Below are 21,343 nucleotides of genomic sequence, written 5' to 3'. Positions count from 1 at the left end.
CCCTCCCCCGATGGGGGAGGGTTTTCGGAGTTGATCCTCCCCCGTCGGGGGAGGTGGATCGGCGCGAAGCGACGAGACGGAGGGGGCTCGGGCCGGGGTGACGGCGTTGAGGGTGCGTCGGATCGGCGATGGAGCCCTCCCACCGGTCATCCGATCCGCCGCCAGCCCCCTCCACCGCTACGCGGTCCCCCTCCCCCGATGGGGGAGGATTGTCCCGACCGCCTGCGCGCCCCATGTGCCATCCATGACGAAGACCCTGAAGATCGATTTCGTTTCGGACGTGGTGTGCCCCTGGTGCGTGGTGGGGCTGGGCGGGCTGGAGACGGCGCTGGCGACCCTGAAGGCCGAGGGGATCGCGGCGGAGATCGTGTTTCAGCCGTTCGAGCTGAACCCGGACATGGCGCCGGAGGGCGAAAACATCACCGAGCACATCGGCCGCAAATACGGTGCGACGCCGGAGCAGTCGGCGGCCAACCGGGCCAACATCACCGCGCGGGCGGCGGAGGCGTGGCCGGGGTTTGACATGCGGATGGGCGAGGACAGCCGCATCTGGAACACCTTCGACGCCCACCGGCTGCTGCACTGGGCGGGGGAGCCAGAGAGCGGGGGTGTTTGAAGAGGCGTTGCGGAAGATGGCGGGGGCGGGGTGAGAGTTTACCTTAAATAACACCCTCGACCTGCTGCCTAAGGTCGCGCAGTTCTCTGTCGCCGGGGAAGTATTCCTTTGCATCCTTAAGGAGGCGCGAGATGGTTTCGAATTGATCGTCACCTAGCTCTCCGCCAGATTCAACGAAAGAAATGGCGCCGCGGAACAAGTTAACATAAGCATGCACCGATGCGCGTCCTCGATGTCGCTCGACACTGATTGCCTCTTGTAAATAGTTCACAGCCTCACCAAAAGCCTTTTCTCGAGAATATCTTCGGTCCACCATCTGAGCGAAAAGCATTTTCGCAAGAGTAGTCAGAGAGTGGGCGTGACGTTCAATTGAAAGTGCGTGCCTAGCATGCTGTACGGCGTTATCCATGAATTCAGATTCGTTGTTCCCGCGATATCTTGAAAGATTGTACAGAGCCAGCTGCTCCCAATACCTCGAGTTCCATCGCCATGCTGGTCGGACGGCGTCATAGAATGCACCAGCCTCGGCGGCTCCGAGATACTTCTTGATTATATCTTCATAATCAAAAAGGCGTGCCGCAAGCTTTGCTTCGGGGCTTCTCCGTTTGATGGTTTCTCTATTTACTCGCGGGGCGATCGCTGTAGCCAGCCGTCGAAATACAGTGGAGACCGCTTCCTTCGGCGCGCGCTCCAAGGTGCGTTCTGCCATCGTGCGGTTTAGTGGCACGACGAAAGATCGCGCGGGGTCAAAGTACGCCAAGGGAATGGGATGACTTGGCTCAAACTGTCGGTCCCAGTTCGCCGTATTGGATGCCGCTGCCAAGACTTCGTAGCGGGCGCCGCCAGGAAAGCAAACCTGTGCCAAAGCAGCGACGAGGTACCTGTTTCTCTCGATGTCTCCAACTTCGGCGAATGTTGAATCGACAATGCGATCAATCGGTCGCATATCCTTGAGAATATGGCAGCACGCTACGGCAACCGGCTCGCTCTCAATAATTGAAACAAATCGAGCTTTATTCGAAAGCGCTTCCGAATTTCCGACTAGCCCGCGTCTCTCATAGAGATCCACCAACTGTCCTGCTTCAGCACGGCTGAGTCCTAGCCCGCTAATCGTCGTGTAAGGCGATCCCCCGAAGGATCTTTGAATGTGATTGTGTCGGTAGGATCGCTCCGCGCCTACAAATACGATATCTCTACGCTTCGAAAGCTCGAATACATTGTTTATTGACTGTGCTTGATCAGCGAAGTTGTCCACTATGATCAGAAGCGGATGTGGTATGCTGTTGATCGCCCGCACTGTTGTTGCAGGTTCGATCCGGCTTAGAGCGGAGCAATTCAGGGTGACCACGCCTTGCTGGCTGAATCTATAGGCCAGCCGCCTCAGAACCGTAGTCTTGCCCACGCCGCTGACGTCTTCAATCACCAGAACCCGTTCCGCAACGGTTCCCTTGAGCATGGCCTCGACGTGACCGACGGCGCGGGCGGTTAGGGTTCTGCCAACGTCCCAATGGCCCTCCAGATCGGACCAATCCGGAGGATTGCCGTAGGCAAATTTTATAGCGTTGCTACTGCTGGCCGGCGCGGATGTGGGGACGGGGTCGAAGTCATTAGCGAAAGAAAGCACCACGTCATTAGGCATTTCGTCATCGAATAGATTTCTCGTGTCGGGAGAAACAAGCTCGCCTGGAGACTGACGTTGAGGTGTCAGCGCGTCGATCTCATCAACGAATGAGGAGAGCGATCCATGGTAGAGTATTAAGCCGCGATTGATGCATTCTTGTTCAGTGTGATTGTCTGGAAACGGCTCAACAAGAAAAGATGGGCCTTTATCTTGCCGAGGAGAAGTAGAAGTCCGCTTGGCTAGATAGTACTCCAGATCGAGCTCATCAAGGGGCGTGCCCGCGACGACAAAGGGCTCGACTGGCATTACTTCCGCTAACACCGTCATCCAAGCGTTCGAATCTGCCATGTTGGCGGCATATTCAGCCCGTGAGAACACGTATCCCTTTTCAGGTTGCCGCGCATATCCATGTAGGTGGACGACTTGGAGACTTTCTAAAGTGCGAGCATCTGAATAGGTGTCTGTGTAATGAGCTGGCGCGGTTTGCTGAAGAGGGCCGAGCGCCGTTTCGTACGCATGTTCCAGTGCGTCATCGATATTCAGAGTGTAAGCACGTTTCCATATAAACTGCGGAAGCTTGGCCAAGGACGGCCCCGAGACACATGGCGTGAACCTTTGGGTCAGCAGCGCTTCAACTTGGTTCGGCGTGAGGGCGGAATATGCTCGTTGCAGGGACGACGAAGCTCTCATCCCTGTCGTCGTAGCTAATTCGTCTCGGAGTGTGCCGCCACTTGGAAGCTTTTCCCCGTTACCACCCACCGAGTCCAAGCTCACCCCGGCACCTAAGAAGAGGTTGTACTCTCCCGCGCGGACCGACGTGATCAGAGCGTTCTTCTGATCTGGTTGGAGCTCTGATAGCGACGAAATTTGCATGGGGCCTCCCAAATCTCACTGCCAGAGTAGCGGCATTCGCGACAAACACGAGAGCCTACTCAGCGCCATGCGCCGCTGGATTTCGGCTCGCGCGTTCACTCGCTTCGCGAGCGTGCAGAGAGTAGCCTCACACCTTCACCTCGATCTCCCCGCCCCCGGCGCGGAATTTCTCCGCCATTTCCTGCATGCCCTTCTCGGCCTCCGCCAGCGACCCGCCCGCGTCGTTCTGGGCGGCGGCGGCGTCGCGGATGTCCTGGCTGATCTTCATGCTGCAGAACTTCGGGCCGCACATGGAGCAGAAGTGGGCGGTCTTGTGGGCGTCCTTGGGCAGGGTCTCGTCGTGGAAGGCGCGGGCGGTTTCGGGGTCCAGGCCCAGGTTGAACTGGTCCTCCCAGCGGAACTCGAACCGGGCGCGGCTGATGGCGTCGTCGTGCAGGCGGGCGGCGGGGTGGCCCTTGGCCAGGTCGGCGGCGTGGGCGGCCAGTTTGTAGGTGATGACGCCGGTCTTGACGTCGTCGCGGTCGGGCAGGCCCAGATGCTCCTTGGGCGTGACGTAGCAGAGCATGGCGGTGCCGAACCAGCCGATCATGGCGGCGCCGATGGCCGAGGTGATGTGGTCGTAGCCGGGCGCGATGTCGGTGGTCAGCGGGCCCAGTGTGTAGAACGGCGCCTCGCCGCAGTGCTTGAGCTGTTCATCCATATTGGCCTTGATCTTGTGCATGGGCACATGGCCGGGGCCCTCGATCATGACCTGGCAGCCTTTATCCCAAGCGATCTTCGTGAGCTCGCCCAGGGTGCGCAGCTCGGCGAACTGGGCCTCGTCATTGGCGTCGGCGATGGAGCCGGGGCGCAGGCCGTCGCCGAGGCTGAAGGTCACGTCATAGGCCCGCATGATCTCGCAGATCTCGGCGAAATTCTCGTACAGGAAGGACTCGCGGTGGTGGGCCAGGCACCACTTGGCCATGATGGAGCCGCCCCGGCTGACGATGCCGGTGACGCGCTTTGCCGTCATGGGCACGAAGGGCAGGCGCACCCCCGCGTGGATGGTGAAATAGTCCACGCCCTGTTCGGCCTGTTCGATCAGGGTGTCGCGGAACACGTCCCAGTTGAGGTCCTCGGCCACGCCGCCGACCTTCTCCAGCGCCTGATAGATGGGCACGGTGCCGATGGGGACCGGGGCGTTGCGCACGATCCAGTCGCGGATGTTGTGGATGTTGCGGCCGGTGGACAGGTCCATGACCGTGTCGGCGCCCCAGCGGGTGGCCCAGACCATCTTGTCCACCTCGTCGGCCACATGGCTGAGCACCGCCGAGTTGCCGATGTTGGCGTTGATCTTGACCAGGAAGTTGCGGCCGATGATGGCGGGTTCGAGTTCGGGGTGGTTGATGTTGGCGGGAATTACAGCGCGGCCGCGGGCGACTTCGTCGCGCACGAACTCGGGGGTGACGTAGTCGGGGATGGAGGCGCCGAAGTCCTCGCCGTCGCGGATGGTCGCGCGGGCGGCGTCGCGGGCCAGATTCTCGCGGATGGCGACGTATTCCATCTCTTCCGTGATGACGCCCGCGCGGGCGTATTCCAGCTGGGTGGCGGGGCGGCCTTCGCGGGCGCGCCAGACCGGGCGGGCGCTGTCGTCGAAGGCGGGGGCCAGATGGGCGCCGGACGCGCCGCCGTTGTCTTCCGGTTTCACCTGACGGGGGTCGGCCACCTGCTCCACGTCGCCGCGCCGGGCCAGCCAGGCCTCGCGGTGACGGCCCAGACCGCGCGCGATGTCGATGGCCGGCGCGTCCTCGGTGTAGGGGCCGGAGGGATCGTAGACCACCACCGGCGGCTCTTCCGCCGTGGGGTGCAGGTCGATCTGGCGGTGCGGTACGCGGATGTGGGGGAAGAGGGCGCCGGGCTCGTAGACCTTCTTGCCGCCCATGCGCGGGCCGACGGTCACATCGCCGGTGGCGGGAGCCCGGGACGGATTCTTCTTGGGGGAAACGTTGATGTTCATGGCGCGGCCTCTTCTTTCGCAAGAGGGTGCGCCGACGATCAGAATAGGCGGAGCGGTCCTGTGGCGCCGGGGCGTGAGGGCCGCCCGTTCCCGTCCCTTCGCCGGCATGACCCGGATCAGGTTCGACCGGTCAGAGGACTACCTCTATCTCAGCGGCTCGCGTGCCGCCCCCGGGAGAACAGGCGGCGACCATACGTCAGGATCAGGGTTCCGGCCAGCCCGGCGGCGGCGGGCCTTTCCTAGCGGGCGCGGGCGACCTAAAGGTTGCGGGTCTGCTCGGGGATGGAATCACATGGGCGTCTTGCACCGCAGAGCCGTGATCGGCGCCGGCCTGGCCATGACGGCCATGGGGCTGGGCGCGTGCGGGCGGTCCGAGGCGCCGGTGGACGAACAGGGGCGGGTGCGCCTGCGCTTCGCCACCGACTGGCGGGCCCAGGCCGAGCACGGCGGCTTCTATCAGGCGCTGGCGTCAGGGGCCTATGCCGCGCGCAACCTGAACGTCCAGATCATCCAGGGCGGGCCGGGCGTGAACGTGCCCCAGCTGCTGGCCTCGGGGGCGGTGGAGCTGGGCATGGGGTCCAACAGCTTCATCCCGCTGAACCTGGTGGCCGAGGGCGCGCCGGTGAAGGCGGTGGCGGCCTATTTCCAGAAGGACCCGCAGGTGCTGATCGCGCACCCGGACCCGGATCTGGAGGGCATCGCCGATCTGGCCGGGCGGCCGTTCCTGCTGGCCACCGCGTCGCGGGACGCGTTCTGGGTGTGGCTGCGGGCGCAGTACGGCTTCACCGACGATCAGGTGCGCACCTACACCTTCAACCCGGCCCCGTTCCTGGCCGACGAGCGGGCGGTGCAGCAGGGCTATCTGACCAGCGAGCCTTATACGATTGCAGAGGTGGGCGGGTTCGAGCCGCGGGTGTTCCTGCTGGCCGACGAGGGCTATCCCTCCTACGCCTGCATGGTGCTGGCGCCCAACGCCTTCGCCCGGGACAACGAGGCGGCCCTGCGCGGCTTCATCGCCGCCTCGGCCGAGGGCTGGCACGACTATCTGAACGGCGACCCGACCACCGCGGACGCCCTGATCATGGCCGACAATCCGGAAATGACCGAGGCCATCCTGGCCCAGGCCCGCGAGGCCCTGCGCGAGAACCAGATCGTGCAGGGCGGCGACGCGGCCATCATGGGCATCGGGGCCATGACCGAGGACCGCTGGCGCGACTTCTTCGCCGTGACGTCGCAAGCGGGGGTCTATCCCCAGGCCCTGGACTGGCGCGAGGCGTTCACGCTGGAGTACCTGCCGGGGCGGGGGTGATCTTCCCTCTCCCGTTGGGAGAGGGCTGCGCGCAGCGGGATGCGTAGCAGACCGCTTCTTCGCGCGCAGGGTGAGGGTTGGGTGGTTGCTTTCCGAGGCATGCGACCCTCATCCCCCGCGCAAGGACCTCCGCGCTCGCGCGCTCCGGTGCGCGGGGCCCCCTTCTCCCAATGGGAGAAGGAATTAGCGCGTCCCGCCCGGCTTCCACAGCACGTCGTCCGATCCGTTGGCGTTGGCGCGGCGGCTGGCGACGAACAGGAGGTCCGAGAGGCGGTTCAGGTAGATGATCGCCTCGGGGGTGACGGTCTGGCCGGACTCCACCAGACGCACGGCCTCGCGCTCGGCGCGGCGGCAGACGGTGCGGGCCAGGTGGAGGTGGGTCGACAGGGGCGAGCCGCCCGGCAGGACGAAGCTGTCCAGCGGCTTCAGGGCGTCGTTGATCTCGTCGATCTCGCACTCCAGCCGCTCGACCTGGGACGCCAGGATGCGCAGGGCCTCCCATTTGGGCGGCGGGTCGTGGGGGGTGGCCAGATCGGCGCCCAGATCGAACAGCTCGTTCTGGACCCGGGCCAGCTTGGCGTCGATGCGGTCGTGCTGGGCGGTGTGCTGGCGGCACAGGCCGATGACGGCGTTCAGCTCGTCCACCGCGCCGTAGGCCTCGACCCGCAGGTCGGACTTGGAGACCGGCTCGCCGTTGGCCAGCCGGGTGGCGCCGTCGTCGCCGGTTCGGGTGTAGATCTTGTTCAGCACGACCATGCGGGTCAGCCTCCGTTCTGGGACTTCCACCACATGCCGACCACCAGCAGGATGATGGCCACGGCCTGAAGCGCCACGCGCAGGCGCATCAGCTTGTTGGAATGGGAGCGGGCGAAATCGCCGCCGCGATAGAGCGAAAAGATGCCGATGCCGAGCGTCACGGTCACCGCGCCGATGGCCAGCAGGATCAGGATGTCGAACAGGTTTGCCATGCCCCCGTTCTACGCCCCGACAGGGGCGCGCGCCAGCCAGTCCGCCGCCCCGCGACCCGCGGTCGCGCCCGTGGCGAAGCAGGCCTGCAGCAGATAGCCGCCGGTGGGGGCCTCCCAGTCCAGCATCTCGCCGGCCACGAAGACCCCGGGCAGGGCCTTCAGCATCAGACGCTCGTCCACCGCGTCCCAGGCGATCCCGCCCGCGCTGGAGATGGCCCGGTCCAGCCCCTGCACGCCGGTCAGGGTCAGGGGCGCGGCCTTGATGCGGGCGGCCAGGGCGGCCGGGTCTTCCGCAGAGTTGGGGGGCAGACCGTCGCCGGTTTCGCGCAGCAGGCCGATGGCGACGGGCGACAGGCCGGCTGCCTTTCTCAGGTGGTTGGACAGGGACTGGGACCCGCGCGGGCGGGCCAGCCGGTCGGTCAGGGTCGCTAGGGTCAGGTCCGGTTTCAGGTCGAGGGTCAGCACGGCGCGGCCGTCGCGCGCCACCGCGTCGCGCAGGGGGGCGGACAGGGCGTAGATGGCCCCGCCCTCCAATCCGTAGGCGGCGATCATGGCCTCGCCGCGCACGGTGCGCCCGGCGAAGGTGAAGGCGGCGCCCTTGAGCGGCTGGCCCGCGAACCGCTCAACGAAGGTCGGGCTCCAGTCGGCCAGAAAGCCGCTGTTGGCGGGGCGGAAGGGGGCGACGGGGACGCCGCGCGCGGTCAGCCAGCCGGCCCAGTCGCCGGTCGAGCCCAGACGCGGCCAGCTGGCGCCGCCCAGGGCCAGGACCACGGCGTCGGGGGCCTCGGCGCGTTCGCCGTCCGGCCCGGCGATGATCAGGCGCCCCTGGTCGTCCCAGCCGCGCCACGCCTGACGGGTGCGGATCTCCACGCCCTGCCCCGCCAGCCGCGCCAGCCACGCCCGAAGCAGGGGCGAGGCCTTCATGGCGCGGGGGAAGATGCGGCCGCTGGTCCCGGTGAAGACGGGCTGGCCCAGCGCCTCGGCCCAGGCGGTCAGGGCGGCGGGCGGGAAGGCGTCGATGCAGGGCTGGAGCCGGGCGCGCGCCGCGTCATAGCGGTCCATGAACGGTCCGATCGGCTCCGAGTGCGTCAGGTTCAGCCCGCCGCGCCCGGCCATGAGGAATTTGCGCGCCGGCGAGGGCATGCGCTCCAGCACCGTGACCCCGTGGCCCGCGCTGGCCAGGGTCTCGGCGGCCATGAGGCCCGCGGGTCCGGCGCCGATGACGGTGACGCGCGCCATGATCAGAAGGGGAAGACCAACGGGATGATCAGGCCGCCGACCACCCAGGTGATCAGGTTCATGGGCAGGCCCACGCGCACGAAGTCCATGTAGCTGTAGCGGCCGATCTGGAACACCAGCACATTGGTCTGGTAGCCGAAGGGGGTAGCGAAGGCGGCGCTGGCGGCCATCATCACCGCGACGATGAAGGGCCGGGCGTCCACCCCCATGCTGTCGGCCAGCGCCACCGCCAGCGGCGTCAGCAGCACGGCCACGGCGGCGTTGGACAGCACCTCGGTGCACAGCAGGACAAAGCCGTAGAGCAGGAACAGGGCCCCCCATGGGCCCAGCGGCTGGATCAGGCCGATCAGCCCGCCGGTGACGGTGGAGGCCAGGCCCGTGACCTCGAACGACAGGCCCACCACCACCATGCCCGCGATCAGCAGCAGCACCTCGGGACGCAGGCCCCGGTAGGCCTCGTCGGCGTTGATGGTGCCCAGCAGCACCAGCAGAACCGCGCCGGCGAAGGCGGCTGCGGCGATGGGCGCCCAGCCCATGGCGGCGACCACCACCACCCCCACGAACACCCCCGCCGAGACCATGGCGCGGGTCAGGTCCAGCGGTCTGTGTTTGGCGAACAGTTCGGCGTCGCCCACATAGCCGACGCCGGAATCGGCCTGGTCCTGATCGGCGTCGCTGCTCACATCGCCCGCGTGTTTCGCCAGGGTCCGGCCGCCGAGCAGGAACAGATAGGCCGCCCCCGCTGCGCCGATGACCAGGGCCACCGGGGTGATCTCGAAGATGCCGAAGCCGGGCTGGCCGGCGTTTCTGGCCATGTCGTTGACCAGCAGGTTGGTGGAGGTGCCGATCAGGGTGCAGGCCCCGCCCATGATGGTCAGATAGGACAGGGGGATCAGATAGCGTTTGGGCGAATGCCCCAGCGACTCGGCCATGTCGCGCACCACCGGCGCGGCCAGCACCACGATGGGGGTGTTGTTGAGAAAGGCCGAGCCCGCGCCGCACAGGCCCATGGCCAGCCACAGGCCGAGGGCCCCGATGCGCCGGCACAGGATGACGCCGCGCTGGATAACCCAGTCCAGAAGACCCGACAGCTCGATGGCGTAGGCGATCACGAACAGGGAGGCCAGGGTGATGATCGCCGGGCTGGCGAAGGCGCTCTGGACCTCCACCGGACGGAGCACGCCGGTGGCCAGAAGGGCGGCGGCGCCGGTCAGGGCGACCACGTCCGCGCGCACTTTGCCATGGATCAGGGCGGCCACCACGGCCGCCAGAATTACCAGGGCGAGCATCTGATCGAAGGTCATGGGGTCAGGACACAGACCCGACGCCCCGCGTCAACACTCCGTTGCGTGATCGCAACTGTCGCCCCGCAAAGTCTGTGCTAGGGTTCGGTCATGTTGAGCTCGCCGTCCAATCCGAACCGCCTGCGGCTGATCCTGGCGGCGGTCGTGTTCGTGATGATCCTGGGCGCGGTGGGCGTGATGCTGCTGCGCGCCGACCAGACGGCCGAGGCGCCGGAGCCGACGTCGGAGCCCGAGGCCGAGGCGCCGGCCCAGACCCCGACCATACCCCTGCCCCCGCCGGCGCTGACCCGGGCCCAGCTTCTGGACATGGTGGAGGCGGCGGCGTCCGCCCATGCCGCCGGAGAGCCGGCGCCGGACGGTCAGGCCGCCCTGGCGGGACGCAATTTCCGGGTCCGCATTCCGTTCGGCTGTTTCGGGCCGCGCGAGGCCGGGTCCGACGCCTGGGCCTGGTGGGAATACGCCGACGACGGCGCGACCATCCGCCTGTCGGCCCGGCCCGACAACTGGACCGAGACGGCCTTCGTGGCCCAGCTAGGCGGCGGGCCCTATGACGCGGTGGAAGGCTTCTGGATTCCGCGCCCGTGGATGGCCAGCGACGCCTGCCCGCCGATCCGCGTCGACCCGCTGGGCGGCGCCCCGGCCGCCTCGCCCCAGACCGTGGGCCTGGCCGCTTTCTTCGGCTCCGACAGTTCGCGGGTGGACCAGCGCGGCGGCCGGGCCTGGCAGGCCGCCGTCCGCGCCCCGGAAGGCGAGACCCTGGAGCGGCCGACGGGCTTTCACCTGATCGTCGAGGGGCGTCTGGGCGCTTTCGCCGACGGCCGTCCCGTGCGGTGCCAGAGCGCCGGACCGGACCAGCGGCCCCTGTGCGTCATTCGCATCCGCCGCGAGTATGTGGCCTTCGCGGCCATCGGGTCGGACGAGATCATTCAGGAGTGGCGGAGCTGACGGTGGAACGCGCGCCGTCCGCTGTCGCTTTCTCACGGATGCTGTCCAGACCCTGTCCATTCACAGCGCGCTCATGAGCGTCGCCTTCACCCGCGAGGAGGATCTGGAGGCCACGGCCGCCGACCTGCCCGATCGCCCCGTCTCGCCCCACGCCAATCTGGTCACGCCGGACGGGCTGGCCATGATCGAAACGGAACTGGCGTCCGCGCGCGCGGCGTACGCCGCCGCCCAGGCGAAGGGTGACATCGAGGCGGATCGGACCGCCATGGCGCGGGCGACCCGCGATCTGCGCTACTGGTCCGCCCGGCGCGGCAATGCCCAGCTGGTGGAGACGACGCCGGACGGAACGGTGCGGTTCGGCGGGTCGGTGACCATTGAGCGGGAGGATGGCCGGGTCCAGACCTGGCGCATCACCGGCGAGGACGAGGCCGATCCGGCGAAGGGCTCCGTCTCCCACATTTCACCCCTGGCCCGGGCCCTGATGGGCAAGCGCGCGGGTGCGACGGCGGTGGTGGCCGGCCAGGAGGTCGAGATCACCGCTGTGGACTGACGCGGCGTTCTGTCTCCGGATCGGGAGCGAGCGTCAGTTCCATCCACACATCGCAGCGGGCGTAGGCGGTGGGCTGGGCGGCCATGTGGCGGAAGCCGTGGGCCTCGTACAGGCCGATGGCGTTGGTCAGGGACGAATTGGTCTCGATGTACAGGCGCGGCGCCTTGAGCTCGCGGGCCAGGGCGATGGCGGCGGTCATCAGGCGCTTGCCGATCCCGTGTCCGCGCAGGGTCTCGTCCACCGCCATCTTGGCCAGTTCATAGCCGCCGTCGGCCATGGCGATCAGGGCGCAGCAGCCCACGGCCCGGCCGTCGATTTCAGCCATGAGGATGCGGCCGCCGGGGTCGAGGATCTGGCCGACGGGATCGTCCAGCACGATGCGGTCCTTGGGCTCGACCACGAACAGGCGGCTGATCCACGCCTCGTTCAGGGCGGTCCAGGCGCCCGTGTGACGGGGTTCGAACGGGACGATGACGACGTCGGACACCACAGTATCGGACATGGGGCTCACTCCTCCAGAACCACCTCGCGGCGCTCGCGCGCGCTGAGCAGGCCCGCCTCGATCACCGCCATCACCGTCACGGCCCGGTCGAGCGGGACGGGACGCCGGTGGTCGGGGACGGACAAGACGCCGGCGCAGACGTCGCGCACCCCGCAGTACAGCGCCAGATAGTCGCCCGGGGGCCCCTGGACAATCTCTTCGGTGCGACGGCCGTCGGCGTCGATTGTGGTCAGCACGCCGGGGCGGGGATCGACGCCCCAGCCGGGGCCTCCCGGGGTCACGCCGGCCTTGAGCGCGTCCTCCTGCGGGTCCAGGCCATGTTTGACGAAGCCGCCGGTGCCGCTCTCCACCACGAAGCGCAGGTCGCTGGCGGACGTCATGTCGGCGTGCAGGATGGCGCGGCTGTCGTCGGCGAACCGCATCACCACATGGAACCAGTCGTCGGCGCCCCCGCCGGTGCGCACCGTGGCGATGTCGGCGCTCAGCGCCACGGGGCGGCCCATGACCCGCAGGGCCTGATCCACCAGATGGGGGCCGAGATCGTACCAGATGCCCGCCCCCGGCCCGGGCCGCTCGCGCCAGCGGTCGCGCACCTGCGGGCGGAAGCGGCTGAAGTGGCTCTCGAAGCGGGTGATGCGGCCGAGGCGCTTGTCCCGGATCAGTTGCTGGAGCGTCAGGAAGTCCGCGTCCCAGGCCCGGTTGTGGAACACGGTGATAAAGCCGCCCTTGTCCGCGCTCAGGGTCTGCAGGGCGCGGGCCTCGGCGAGGGTCACGGTGAAGGGCTTGTCCACCACCACCGCCAGACCGGCCTCGAGGGCGCGGCGGGCCAGCGGGGCGTGCAGGGCGTTGGGCGTGGCGATGACCATCAGGCCGATGGCGCGGTCGGCCAGCACCGCCTCCACGTCCGCGACCACGCGCACGTCGGGCAGGTCGGCGTAGACGGCCTCCGGGCGGCTGGAGACCACGGTGTGCAGGCTCAGGCCCGGGGTGGCGCGGATCAGGGGCGCGTGGAAGGTCCGGCCCGCATAGCCGTAGCCGACGAGGGCGACATTGATGGGAGAGGCGTTGACGGCGGCGGTCATGGGGCGAACAGTGGCCCCCAAGCGCGGCCGACGCCAGAGCCGCCCGTGAAAGTGACCGGAGGACCACCATGACCCTGACCCGACGCAGCCTGACGGGGGCCGGCGCGGCCGCCGCCGCCCTGGCCGCCTTTCCTTCCGGCGTTCACGCCCAGGGCGGCCTGCCCGCCGTGCGCACCACATATGGCCCGGTGGTTGGCCGGAGGGACGGGGACGTCTCGGTGTTCAAGGGTTTGCGTTACGGCGATGACACCGGTTACCGACGCTTCCTGCCGCCCCGGGCGCCGCGGCCGTGGACGCGGCCGGCCGAGGCGTTCGACTATGGCGCGGCCTGTCCCCAGCGGGGCGACGAGCCGAACCAGTCGGAGGACTGCCTGTTCCTGAACGTCTGGACCCCGGCGGCGGACAGCGCCCGGCGGCCGGTGATGGTTTACATCCACGGCGGCGGCTATTCGACCGGCTCGGGATCCCACCCGCTGTACGAGGGGGCGCGGCTGGCGCGGCGCGGCGACGTGGTGGTGGTGACGCTGAACCACCGGCTGAACATCTTCGGCTACGGCGCCTTCGCCCGGGTGGCGGGCGAGGGCTTCGAGGATTCCGGCAATCTGGGCCAGCTGGATCTGGTGCTGGCGCTGCGGTGGGTGCGCGACAACATCGCGGCCTTCGGCGGCGATCCGGCGCGGGTCATGCTGTTCGGCCAGTCGGGCGGCGGGGCCAAGATCGCTGCGCTGATGGCCATGCCCGCCGCCGACGGCCTGTTCCACGCCGCCGCCACCATGAGCGGCCAGCAGGTGACCGCGTGCGGCCCCATCAACGGAACCGCCCGGGGCCTGGCCATGATCGAGGCGGCGGGCCTGACGCCCGCAACCGCCCACGAGCTCAGGACCCTGCCGGTGGAACGGATGCTGGAGGCCTCGGCGGCGTCTGATCCGGTGCTGGGCTATGGCGGGATCAATTTCGCGCCGCTGCTGGACGGGCGCAGCCTGACGCGGCACCCGTTCTATCCCGACGCCCCGAGCCGGTCGGCGCACATCCCCATGATCATCGGCAATACGCGCGAGGAGACCCTGGCCTTCATGGGCAATGATCCGGCCAATGCGGGCCTGACGTGGGAGACCCTGCCGGCGCGGCTGACGCCCGATATCCTGCGCATCGACATCGCCCCGGAGATGGTGATCGCGGGCTATCGCCGCATGAAGCCGGACTGGACCCCGGACCAGGTGCTGATCGGCGCCACCACGGCGGGCCGGTCGTGGCGCGGGGCAGTCATCGAGGCGGAAGAGCGGGCGAAGCAAGGCAGCCCGGCGTACGTCTATCAACTGGACTATCCGGGGACCCTGCCCAACGGCCGCTCCGGCGCGTTCCACACCGCCGACATCGCCCTGGTGTTCGACAATGTGACGATCCCGGAGTCCCGGGTGAACGCTGAGGGCGCGCAGGCGGTGTCGGACGCCATGGCCGACGCCTTCATCGCCCTGGCGCGCAACGGCAATCCCAACCACGCCGGCCTGCCCCAATGGACCCCCTACGGTCTGGAGAACCGCGAGACCATGCTGTTCGACGTGGACAGCCGCATGGCGAACGATCCACGCGGCGACGAGCGGCAGTTCTTCGCCGGCATTCCGTACATCCAGCCGGGGACGTAGCACTCTCTTCCTTCTCCCCTTGAGGGAGAAGGTGGCCGCCGGAGGCGGTCGGATGAGGGGTGAAACACCGACCCATCCGGATACGTGTGACAAACGAGAGGCGGCATTTGCCGGACGGATCGAGTCTCACCCCTCATCCGTCATGCTGCGCATGACACCTTCTCCCTCAAGGGGAGAAGGGATTACAGGCGGGCGCCGCCCTTCATGATGGCGGCGTAGGTCTCGGGCTTGAGGCGGGTGTAGGCGCCCTTTTCGTCGCGCACATGGACGTCGTCCGCCATGGCCGGGTCGAAGCCGTCCTTCACCAGATCCACCTTGCGGTACTTGAACGTGCCGGTGGTCTCCAGCTCGCGGGCCACGCGCACGAACACCGGCCGGGCGAAGTGCGGCAGCTCCTCGTTGACGAAGGCGGCGAATTTCTTGACGCCGAAGCGGCCGTCCGGGACCACGGTGATCATGCCGGCGCGGCCGTCGTGGCCGGGCACCTCGACGCCGTAGGCGATGACTTCCCTGACGCCCGGCGCCTCGGCCAGCCGCTGCTCCACCTCGGAGGTGGAGACGTTCTCGCCCTTCCAGCGGTAGGTGTCGCCGATGCGGTCGATGAAGTAGAAATAGCCGTCGGAGTCCTGCTTCATCAGGTCGCCGGTGCGGAACCAGGCGTCGCCGGTCGCGAACACATCCTGCAGGATCTTCTTCTTCGACGCGGCCTTGTCGGCATAGCCGGAGAAGTCGTGACGGATGTCGGCCTTGATCTGGCCGATGGCCTCGCCGATCTCGCCGGGCTTGCACTCGATGCAGCGGCCGTTGGCCGCGCGGGCGGGCTCGTCCGCCTCCACGTCATACTGGATCAGGCGGATGTTCAGCTGGCCGCGCAGATAGCCGGGCACCCGGCCGATGGAGCCTGGCCGTCCGTCAAAGTTGAACAGCGAGACATTGCCCTCGGTGGAGCCGTAGAACTCGAGGATCTGGGGGATGGCGAAGCGGGCCTTGAACTCGGGCCACACGTCGGGACGCAGGCCGTTGCCGAAGGCGAGCCTGAGCTTGTGGGCCTGCTCCATCTCGTTGGGCGGGCAGTTGACCAGGTAGCGGCACAGCTCGCCGATGTAGACGAAGGTGGTGGCGCCGCTCTCGACCACGTCGGGCCAGAAGCCGGTGGCCGAGAACTTCTTGCGCAGGATCACAGAACCGCCGTTCAGCAACACCGAACCGACGCCCACCAGACCGCCGGTGGAGTGATACAGCGGCAGCACGCAGTACAGCCGGTCCTTCTCGGTGGACGCCGTGGCGCCGGCGAAGGCGCGCATATAGGTGCGGGCCCGCGAATGGGGGATGCGCGCCGCCTTGGGCAGGCCGGTGGTGCCGGAGGTATAGATATAGAGTGCGGTATCGCGGTTGGTCAGGCCCGCACGCAGGGACCGGTCCGGCCGCACGCCCGAGGCGCCCCGCACGCCGGCGTCGAGACCACGCCGCTCGCTGGCCTCGTCCTCGCCCTTCAGGCCCAGCACCCACAGCATGATGGTCTTGTCGGCGAAGGGGCGGGCCGTCTCCACCTGGCGCCAGGTCTCGTCATCGGCGATGACCTGCGACGCGCCCACGATGTTGAGGCAGTGGGCCAGGGGCTGGCCGCTGAGGTTCGTGTTGATCAGGGCGGTGGCGACCCCGACCTTGGAAAAGCCCATCCAGGCGGCGATGTAATCGGCCCGGTTCATCATCATCAGGGCCACCGCGTCGCCGCGGCGCAGATTGCGGCCCTTGGCCCAGTGGGCGTAGCGGTTGGCCAGGGTGTCCAGCTCGCGATAGGTCAGCGAGCGACGCTCGTCGGTGATGGCCAGATTGTCCGGATGGCGGTCGACCACCTCCTGGAAATCGTCACAGACCAGATCCGGGCTGTCCAGCTGGATCGGCTTGATGCGCTTGAGCAGGCGCCGCAGGCCGCCGATGAAGCGCAGATCGCGGCGGATGTTCGCCATCAAGCCCATGGATTCCGCGCCTCCCGTGATTCCGTCGTGGTCCGCCTATGGTGATGGACAAGGCTGAACGCCCGGTCAACCGATGGGCGAATTCCGCCGGTCGATTCGTCCGCGCCGTTGCGTTCCGGTCGAGGGCGAGGCGCCGGATGCCGCGCCTTGCCAGAAGCCGGTTTCAACGACCGCCGTCCTGTGGTTCACTTCATCCGTCCTTTCATCCTTGTGCATATGGAGACGGCTCTTGGCGGGTCTGGCTGCAGCCCTGATTGTGAGCGCCGCCCTCGCGGGCGGGGCGGACGAGTCCGGAACGACCGTCTCGCTGGAGCCGGCGTTCCGCAACACGCTGCAGATCACCGGCAGCGACGGCCGGGTCTCGCGCATGTGGCTGGACCGGGATGGCGGCTATCGCGGCCACGGCCGCCGCGCCTCCAGCGGGGTCTGGCGCCTGCGGGGCGACCAGCTGTGCTTCACCCAGCTCCGCCCCATCCCCATCCCCGTGCCCTTCTGCACGCCTCTGATCGCGGGCGATGTGGGCGCCCGGTGGAATGCCCGCTCTGCCACGGGCGATCCCATCGTCATCGAGATCGTGCGCGGACGCTGATCCGGCGGCGGCGTGGACGGCGCGCCGGAACGCGTCATGAAGGCTTGCGCTGTGCTATATTATAACATAGCAAAGCGGCCACGCTTTCTCTCGCCTTCCCGGAGTCCCCGATGCGTCTTCGCTCGACCCTGCTCGCCGCCACCGGCCTGTCCCTTCTGATCACCGCGCCGGCCATGGCCGACACCCTGACGACCACCGCCGCGCCGCCCGTGACCGAGCTGGACGGCATTGTGGTTCGGGCCCTGCCGCTGGATCAGCGCGGAGACGAGGTGATCAGCAATGTGACGGTGTTGGCGGGCGACGAACTGGTGCGCCGCCGTCAGGCGACCCTGGGCGAGACGCTGCAGGGCATCCCGGGCGTGAACTCCGACACCTTCGGCGCGGGCGCCAGTCGCCCGGTGATCCGCGGCCAGACCTCGCCGCGGGTCAAGGTGCTGACGGACGGCTCCGAGCTGATGGACGCCTCGGCCGTGTCGCCGGACCACGCGGTGGCGGGCGAGCCCCTGCTGCTGGACGGCATCGAAATCCTGCGCGGCCCCAGCGCCCTGCTGTACGGCGGCGGCGCCATCGGCGGGGCGGTGAACCTGCTCGACCGCAAGATTCCCACCGAGATTCCGGCCAACGGCGTGGACGGGGCCATCGAGTTCCGCGGCGGCACGGCTGATGGCGAGCGCACCGGGGTGGTGGGCGTGACCGCCGGGGTCGGAAGCTTCGCCATCCGCCTGGAGGCGCTGGACCGCACCAGCGACGACTACGACATCCCCTCCTATCTGCGCGCCCATCATGACGACCATGACGATCACGACGATGACGATCATGACGACGACGATCACGACCACGAGGACGAGGGCCCCGTCACCCGCGTGGAGGGGACCTTCAACGACACCCGCACCCTGACGCTCGGCGCCTCATGGATCGGTGCGCGCGGCTATCTGGGCGTGGCCGTCACCGAACAGAACAGCCGCTACGGCCTGCCGGGCCACAACCACGAATACGAGGACTGCCACCCGCACGGGACGTCCCTGCACTGCGGAAGTCATGACGACGATGATCACGACCATGATCATGACCATGATGATGAGGCGGCCCCCTGGGTCGAGCTGCAGAACCGTCGCGTCGATGTGCGCGGCGAGCTGAACGACCCCTTCGCCGGCGTCGAGCGCATCCGCTTCCGCGGCGGCGTGACCGACTACGCCCACGAGGAGATCGAGGGCGGCGAGGTGGGCACCCGCTTCACCAACGAGGGCCATGACGCCCGGGTCGAGGTGGAGCACGCCCCCATCGCGGGCCTGCGCGGCGTGGTGGGCGTCCAGACCGCCCGCAGCGACTTCGCGGCCGTGGGCGACGAGGGCTTCGTGCCCGAGAGCATCACCCGCACCAACGCCCTGTTCGTGCTGGAGCAGTATCAGTGGAACGACTGGCGCTTCGAGGGCGCCGTGCGTCAGGAGTGGCAGGAAACCGAGGCCGTGGGCCGTCCGGACCGGGACCACGATCCGCTGTCCCTGTCGGGCTCGGCGGCCTGGTCGCCCATGCCCGGCTGGTCCGTGGCCCTGACCGCCTCGCGCTCCCAGCGGGCGCCCAACGTTCAGGAGCTCTACGCCCGGGGCGTGCACGTGGCCACCAGCACCTTCGAGCTGGGCAACGCCGATCTGGACGTGGAGACGGCCAACACCCTGGAGCTGACCTTCCGCAAGACCACCGGCCCGACCACCTTCAGCGTCAGCGCCTTCCGCCACGATTTCAACGACTACATCTATGCCCGGACCCTGGATCAGGTCGAAGACTTCCGCCTGATCGAGTACACCCAGGCCGACGCCGAGTTCACCGGGATCGACGGCGAGGTGCGCCATCGCTTCAGCCCGAATTTCTCGGCCACGGTCTTCGGCGACTATGTACGGGCCGAGGTGGACGGCGGCGGCAACCTGCCGCGCATCCCGGCCGCCCGTCTGGGCGCCCGCGTGGACGGCGGCTGGAACCAGCTGAGCGGCAATCTGGAATACTACCGGGTGTTCGAGCAGGACCGCATCGCCGACTTCGAGACCGAGACCCCGGGCTACGACATGCTGAACGCCACCCTGGCCTATGACCTGCGCGCCGCCGGCGACGGGGTGCAGGTCTATGTGCGCGGCACCAACCTGCTGGACGAGCTGGCGCTGAACCACACGTCCTTCATCAAGGACGCAGCGCCCCTGCGCGGCCGCAACTTCGTCCTCGGCGTGCGCGCGCGGTTCTAGCTACACACTGGACAAGCGGGATCGGCGCCGACGCTTACGGTGCGCGCCGATCCCTTCAGGCCGTCGAAGATCATCAGCCGTCCGGTCAGGGGCGCGCCCGCTCCGGTGATCAGCTTGATGGCCTCCAGCGCGGCGATGGAGCCGATCACCCCCGCCAGCGCCCCCACCACGCCCACCCGGGCGCAGGTCTCGGCGTCGGGCGGGATCTCGCTGACCAGACAGCGATAGCAGGGCCGCCCGGCGAACACCCCCACCTGCCCGTCCCAGCGGCCCAGCGCCCCGCTGACCAGCGGCCGTCCCGCGGCGATACAGGCGGCGTTGACGGTCAGGCGGGTCTCGAAATCGTCCGTGCCGTCGATGACCACGTCATGGGCGGCGACCAGATCACGGGCGTTGTCCGCCGTGATCCGCTGCTCCAGCGCCTGCATCCGCACATGGGGGTTGAGGGCGGCCAGCCGCTCGGCCCCGGCCTCCACCTTGGACCGGCCGATGTCGGCGGTGGCGAACAGCACCTGCCGCTGCAGATTGGACAGGGCCACCGTGTCAGGGTCGATCAGGGTGATGGCCCCCACACCCGCCGCCGCCAGATACAGCGCCGCCGGGGCCCCGACGCCGCCCGCGCCGACGATCAGCACCGACGCACGCGACAGGGCCTGCTGGCCCGGCCCGCCGACCTCGGCCAGCACCAGATGGCGCGCGTATCGTTCGACCTCGTCGGGGGAAAAGCTCACGCCGGTGATGTAGCGCGCCGGAGCGCGGAAATCACGCGCGCAGGATCACGACTGGGCGCCGGCCTGCGCCACCGCGGCCACCAGCAGGGCGAAGGCCGAGCCCGCCGTCAGGGCGTCCAGCGGCTGGCGCGACACCAGCGGCGCCAGCCGCGGGGTCACGAGAATCTGGCCCATGCTCCACTCCGGGAAGGCGCGTTCCTCGATGGTTTCAAAACCCAGCATGCGGATGCCGGTGTGGCGCGGGTCCCGCTGCAGGCGGGTCATCAGCCGGTCGATGTCGACGCGCGCGCCCTCCAGCGCCTGCAGGAACCAGCCGTCATGGGCCAGAAGCACGCCGGTCAGCTGATCGCGCCGGTTGTTGCGCTCCGATACGCCGAGGATCTCCGCCACCGACAGCAGGCTGGCCCCCGCAAGGCCAACGGCCTGACTGATATAGATGGCTCGGCAGAGCTGAGACATCGGTACTCCTGACGCACTGACACACTATGATGCATTCGCTAGGGGAATATCCTTAACAGAACCCTTGGCGGCTTGATCGCGCGGGGCGGAACCGCCATTTCCCGAAGCATGAGCATGAACACCACGCCCCGGAGCGCCTTTCCCGACTGGCACGGCACCACCATCATCGCGGTGCGCAAGAACGGCCGCACCGTCATCGCCGGCGACGGCCAGGTCTCCATGGGGCCGACCATCGTCAAGGGCGCCGCGCGCAAGGTGCGCGTGCTGGCGGGCGGCAAGGTGCTGGCGGGCTTCGCCGGGGCCACGGCCGACGCCTTCACCCTGATCGAGCGGCTGGAAGCCAAGCTGGAGCAGTATCCCGACCAACTGGCCCGCGCCTGCGTCGACTTGGCCAAGGACTGGCGCACCGACCGCTATCTGCGGCGGCTGGAGGCCATGCTGCTGGTGGCTGACGCCTCGTCCATCTTCACCGTCACCGGCGTAGGCGACGTGCTGGAGCCGGAACACGGCGTGGCGGCCGTGGGCTCGGGCGGCAATTTCGCCCTCGCCGCGGCCCGCGCCCTCAGCGATCACACCGACATGGACGCCGAAGAGATCGCCCGCAAGGCCATGGCCATCGCCGCCGACATCTGCGTCTACACCAACGGCAACCTGACGGTTGAGACGCTGGACTGATCCCTTCTCCCCTTTGAGGGAGAAGGAA

General features: G+C 68.1%; 19 protein-coding genes and 1 riboswitch. Of the genes, 8 read left to right on the top strand and 11 right to left on the bottom strand.

What is annotated here, in order from left to right; all coding sequences use genetic code 11:
* The first annotated feature begins 244 nt into the window (after positions 1 to 244).
* Positions 245 to 616: a DsbA family protein gene (locus tag ACK4SE_RS05565; RefSeq protein WP_409689661.1), complete on the top strand. Its 372-nt coding sequence runs from the start codon at positions 245 to 247 to the stop codon at positions 614 to 616.
* Positions 617 to 659: 43 nt separating this feature from the next.
* Here the strand turns inward: ACK4SE_RS05565 and ACK4SE_RS05560 are convergent, their stop codons facing one another.
* Both ACK4SE_RS05560 and thiC read right to left on the bottom strand, forming a co-directional pair.
* Positions 660 to 3,110, bottom strand: coding sequence for an SIR2 family protein (locus ACK4SE_RS05560; protein WP_409689658.1), 2,451 nt, complete (start codon positions 3,108 to 3,110; stop codon positions 660 to 662).
* A 127-nt stretch (positions 3,111 to 3,237) separates the two neighbouring features.
* On the bottom strand, positions 3,238 to 5,031 hold the full coding sequence (thiC, locus tag ACK4SE_RS05555) for a phosphomethylpyrimidine synthase ThiC (protein ID WP_409689687.1): 1,794 nt from the start codon (positions 5,029 to 5,031) through the stop codon (positions 3,238 to 3,240).
* A gap of 150 nt (positions 5,032 to 5,181) precedes the next feature.
* Positions 5,182 to 5,290, bottom strand: a riboswitch (TPP riboswitch).
* Between the two features lie 108 nt (positions 5,291 to 5,398).
* On the opposite strand from thiC, the gene ACK4SE_RS05550 reads away from it, so the two are divergent.
* Positions 5,399 to 6,415: an ABC transporter substrate-binding protein gene (locus tag ACK4SE_RS05550; RefSeq protein WP_409689655.1), complete on the top strand. Its 1,017-nt coding sequence runs from the start codon at positions 5,399 to 5,401 to the stop codon at positions 6,413 to 6,415.
* A 183-nt stretch (positions 6,416 to 6,598) separates the two neighbouring features.
* On the opposite strand, the gene ACK4SE_RS05545 is transcribed toward ACK4SE_RS05550, so the two are convergent.
* From ACK4SE_RS05545 to ACK4SE_RS05530, 4 genes are read right to left on the bottom strand one after another with little or no spacing between them, the layout of a single operon-like run.
* On the bottom strand, positions 6,599 to 7,171 hold the full coding sequence (locus tag ACK4SE_RS05545) for a cob(I)yrinic acid a,c-diamide adenosyltransferase (protein WP_409689652.1): 573 nt from the start codon (positions 7,169 to 7,171) through the stop codon (positions 6,599 to 6,601).
* Positions 7,172 to 7,176: 5 nt separating this feature from the next.
* Positions 7,177 to 7,383, bottom strand: a complete 207-nt coding sequence (locus tag ACK4SE_RS05540; protein WP_409689649.1) for a twin transmembrane helix small protein — start codon at positions 7,381 to 7,383, stop codon at positions 7,177 to 7,179.
* 9 nt (positions 7,384 to 7,392) lie between these two features.
* Positions 7,393 to 8,622 (bottom strand): NAD(P)/FAD-dependent oxidoreductase, encoded by a 1,230-nt coding sequence (locus ACK4SE_RS05535; RefSeq protein ID WP_409689646.1) that lies wholly within the window; start codon positions 8,620 to 8,622, stop codon positions 7,393 to 7,395.
* A gap of 2 nt (positions 8,623 to 8,624) precedes the next feature.
* Positions 8,625 to 9,926, bottom strand: a complete 1,302-nt coding sequence (locus tag ACK4SE_RS05530; RefSeq protein ID WP_409689644.1) for an SLC13 family permease — start codon at positions 9,924 to 9,926, stop codon at positions 8,625 to 8,627.
* 90 nt (positions 9,927 to 10,016) lie between these two features.
* On the opposite strand from ACK4SE_RS05530, the gene ACK4SE_RS05525 reads away from it, so the two are divergent.
* On the top strand, positions 10,017 to 10,871 hold the full coding sequence (locus ACK4SE_RS05525) for a hypothetical protein (protein WP_409689641.1): 855 nt from the start codon (positions 10,017 to 10,019) through the stop codon (positions 10,869 to 10,871).
* 73 nt (positions 10,872 to 10,944) lie between these two features.
* Positions 10,945 to 11,421 carry a transcription elongation factor GreA gene (gene greA / locus ACK4SE_RS05520; protein WP_409689640.1) on the top strand — a complete coding sequence of 159 codons (477 nt, stop codon included), beginning with the start codon at positions 10,945 to 10,947 and terminating at the stop codon, positions 11,419 to 11,421.
* Here the strand turns inward: greA and ACK4SE_RS05515 are convergent.
* Positions 11,405 to 11,923, bottom strand: a complete 519-nt coding sequence (locus ACK4SE_RS05515) for a GNAT family N-acetyltransferase (protein WP_409689637.1) — start codon at positions 11,921 to 11,923, stop codon at positions 11,405 to 11,407. The genes greA and ACK4SE_RS05515 overlap by 17 nt on opposite strands.
* Before the next feature lie 5 nt (positions 11,924 to 11,928).
* Positions 11,929 to 13,005, bottom strand: coding sequence for an oxidoreductase (locus ACK4SE_RS05510; RefSeq protein WP_409689634.1), 1,077 nt, complete (start codon positions 13,003 to 13,005; stop codon positions 11,929 to 11,931).
* Positions 13,006 to 13,073: 68 nt separating this feature from the next.
* Between ACK4SE_RS05510 and ACK4SE_RS05505 the strand changes: the two genes are divergently transcribed.
* Positions 13,074 to 14,648: a carboxylesterase/lipase family protein gene (locus tag ACK4SE_RS05505; RefSeq protein ID WP_409689631.1), complete on the top strand. Its 1,575-nt coding sequence runs from the start codon at positions 13,074 to 13,076 to the stop codon at positions 14,646 to 14,648.
* 182 nt (positions 14,649 to 14,830) lie between these two features.
* On the opposite strand, the gene ACK4SE_RS05500 is transcribed toward ACK4SE_RS05505, so the two are convergent.
* The gene (locus ACK4SE_RS05500; RefSeq protein ID WP_409689628.1) at positions 14,831 to 16,627 is read right to left on the bottom strand and encodes a long-chain-acyl-CoA synthetase; all 1,797 of its coding nucleotides are present in this window, start codon (positions 16,625 to 16,627) and stop codon (positions 14,831 to 14,833) included.
* Between the two features lie 229 nt (positions 16,628 to 16,856).
* On the opposite strand from ACK4SE_RS05500, the gene ACK4SE_RS05495 reads away from it, so the two are divergent.
* Entirely contained in the window at positions 16,857 to 17,216 is a 360-nt protein-coding gene (locus ACK4SE_RS05495; RefSeq protein WP_409689625.1) for a hypothetical protein, read from the top strand.
* A 110-nt stretch (positions 17,217 to 17,326) separates the two neighbouring features.
* Positions 17,327 to 19,450, top strand: a complete 2,124-nt coding sequence (locus ACK4SE_RS05490; RefSeq protein WP_409689622.1) for a TonB-dependent receptor domain-containing protein — start codon at positions 17,327 to 17,329, stop codon at positions 19,448 to 19,450.
* Here ACK4SE_RS05490 and ACK4SE_RS05485 read toward each other — a convergent pair.
* Both ACK4SE_RS05485 and ACK4SE_RS05480 read right to left on the bottom strand, forming a co-directional pair.
* On the bottom strand, positions 19,447 to 20,181 hold the full coding sequence (locus ACK4SE_RS05485; RefSeq protein WP_409689619.1) for a HesA/MoeB/ThiF family protein: 735 nt from the start codon (positions 20,179 to 20,181) through the stop codon (positions 19,447 to 19,449). The genes ACK4SE_RS05490 and ACK4SE_RS05485 overlap by 4 nt on opposite strands.
* A 45-nt stretch (positions 20,182 to 20,226) precedes the next feature.
* Positions 20,227 to 20,640 carry a BLUF domain-containing protein gene (locus ACK4SE_RS05480; protein ID WP_409689616.1) on the bottom strand — a complete coding sequence of 138 codons (414 nt, stop codon included), beginning with the start codon at positions 20,638 to 20,640 and terminating at the stop codon, positions 20,227 to 20,229.
* 114 nt (positions 20,641 to 20,754) lie between these two features.
* Here ACK4SE_RS05480 and hslV point away from each other — a divergent pair, with 114 nt between their 5' ends.
* The gene (gene hslV, locus ACK4SE_RS05475; protein ID WP_409689613.1) at positions 20,755 to 21,315 is read left to right on the top strand and encodes an ATP-dependent protease subunit HslV; all 561 of its coding nucleotides are present in this window, start codon (positions 20,755 to 20,757) and stop codon (positions 21,313 to 21,315) included.
* The last annotated feature ends 28 nt before the right edge of the window (positions 21,316 to 21,343 follow it).

This window comes from Brevundimonas sp., from assembly GCF_046293315.1.
Lineage (GTDB): Bacteria > Pseudomonadota > Alphaproteobacteria > Caulobacterales > Caulobacteraceae > Brevundimonas.
The sequence above is the reverse complement of the archived record's forward strand: the minus strand, read 5'-3'. Positions and strand labels throughout refer to the sequence as shown.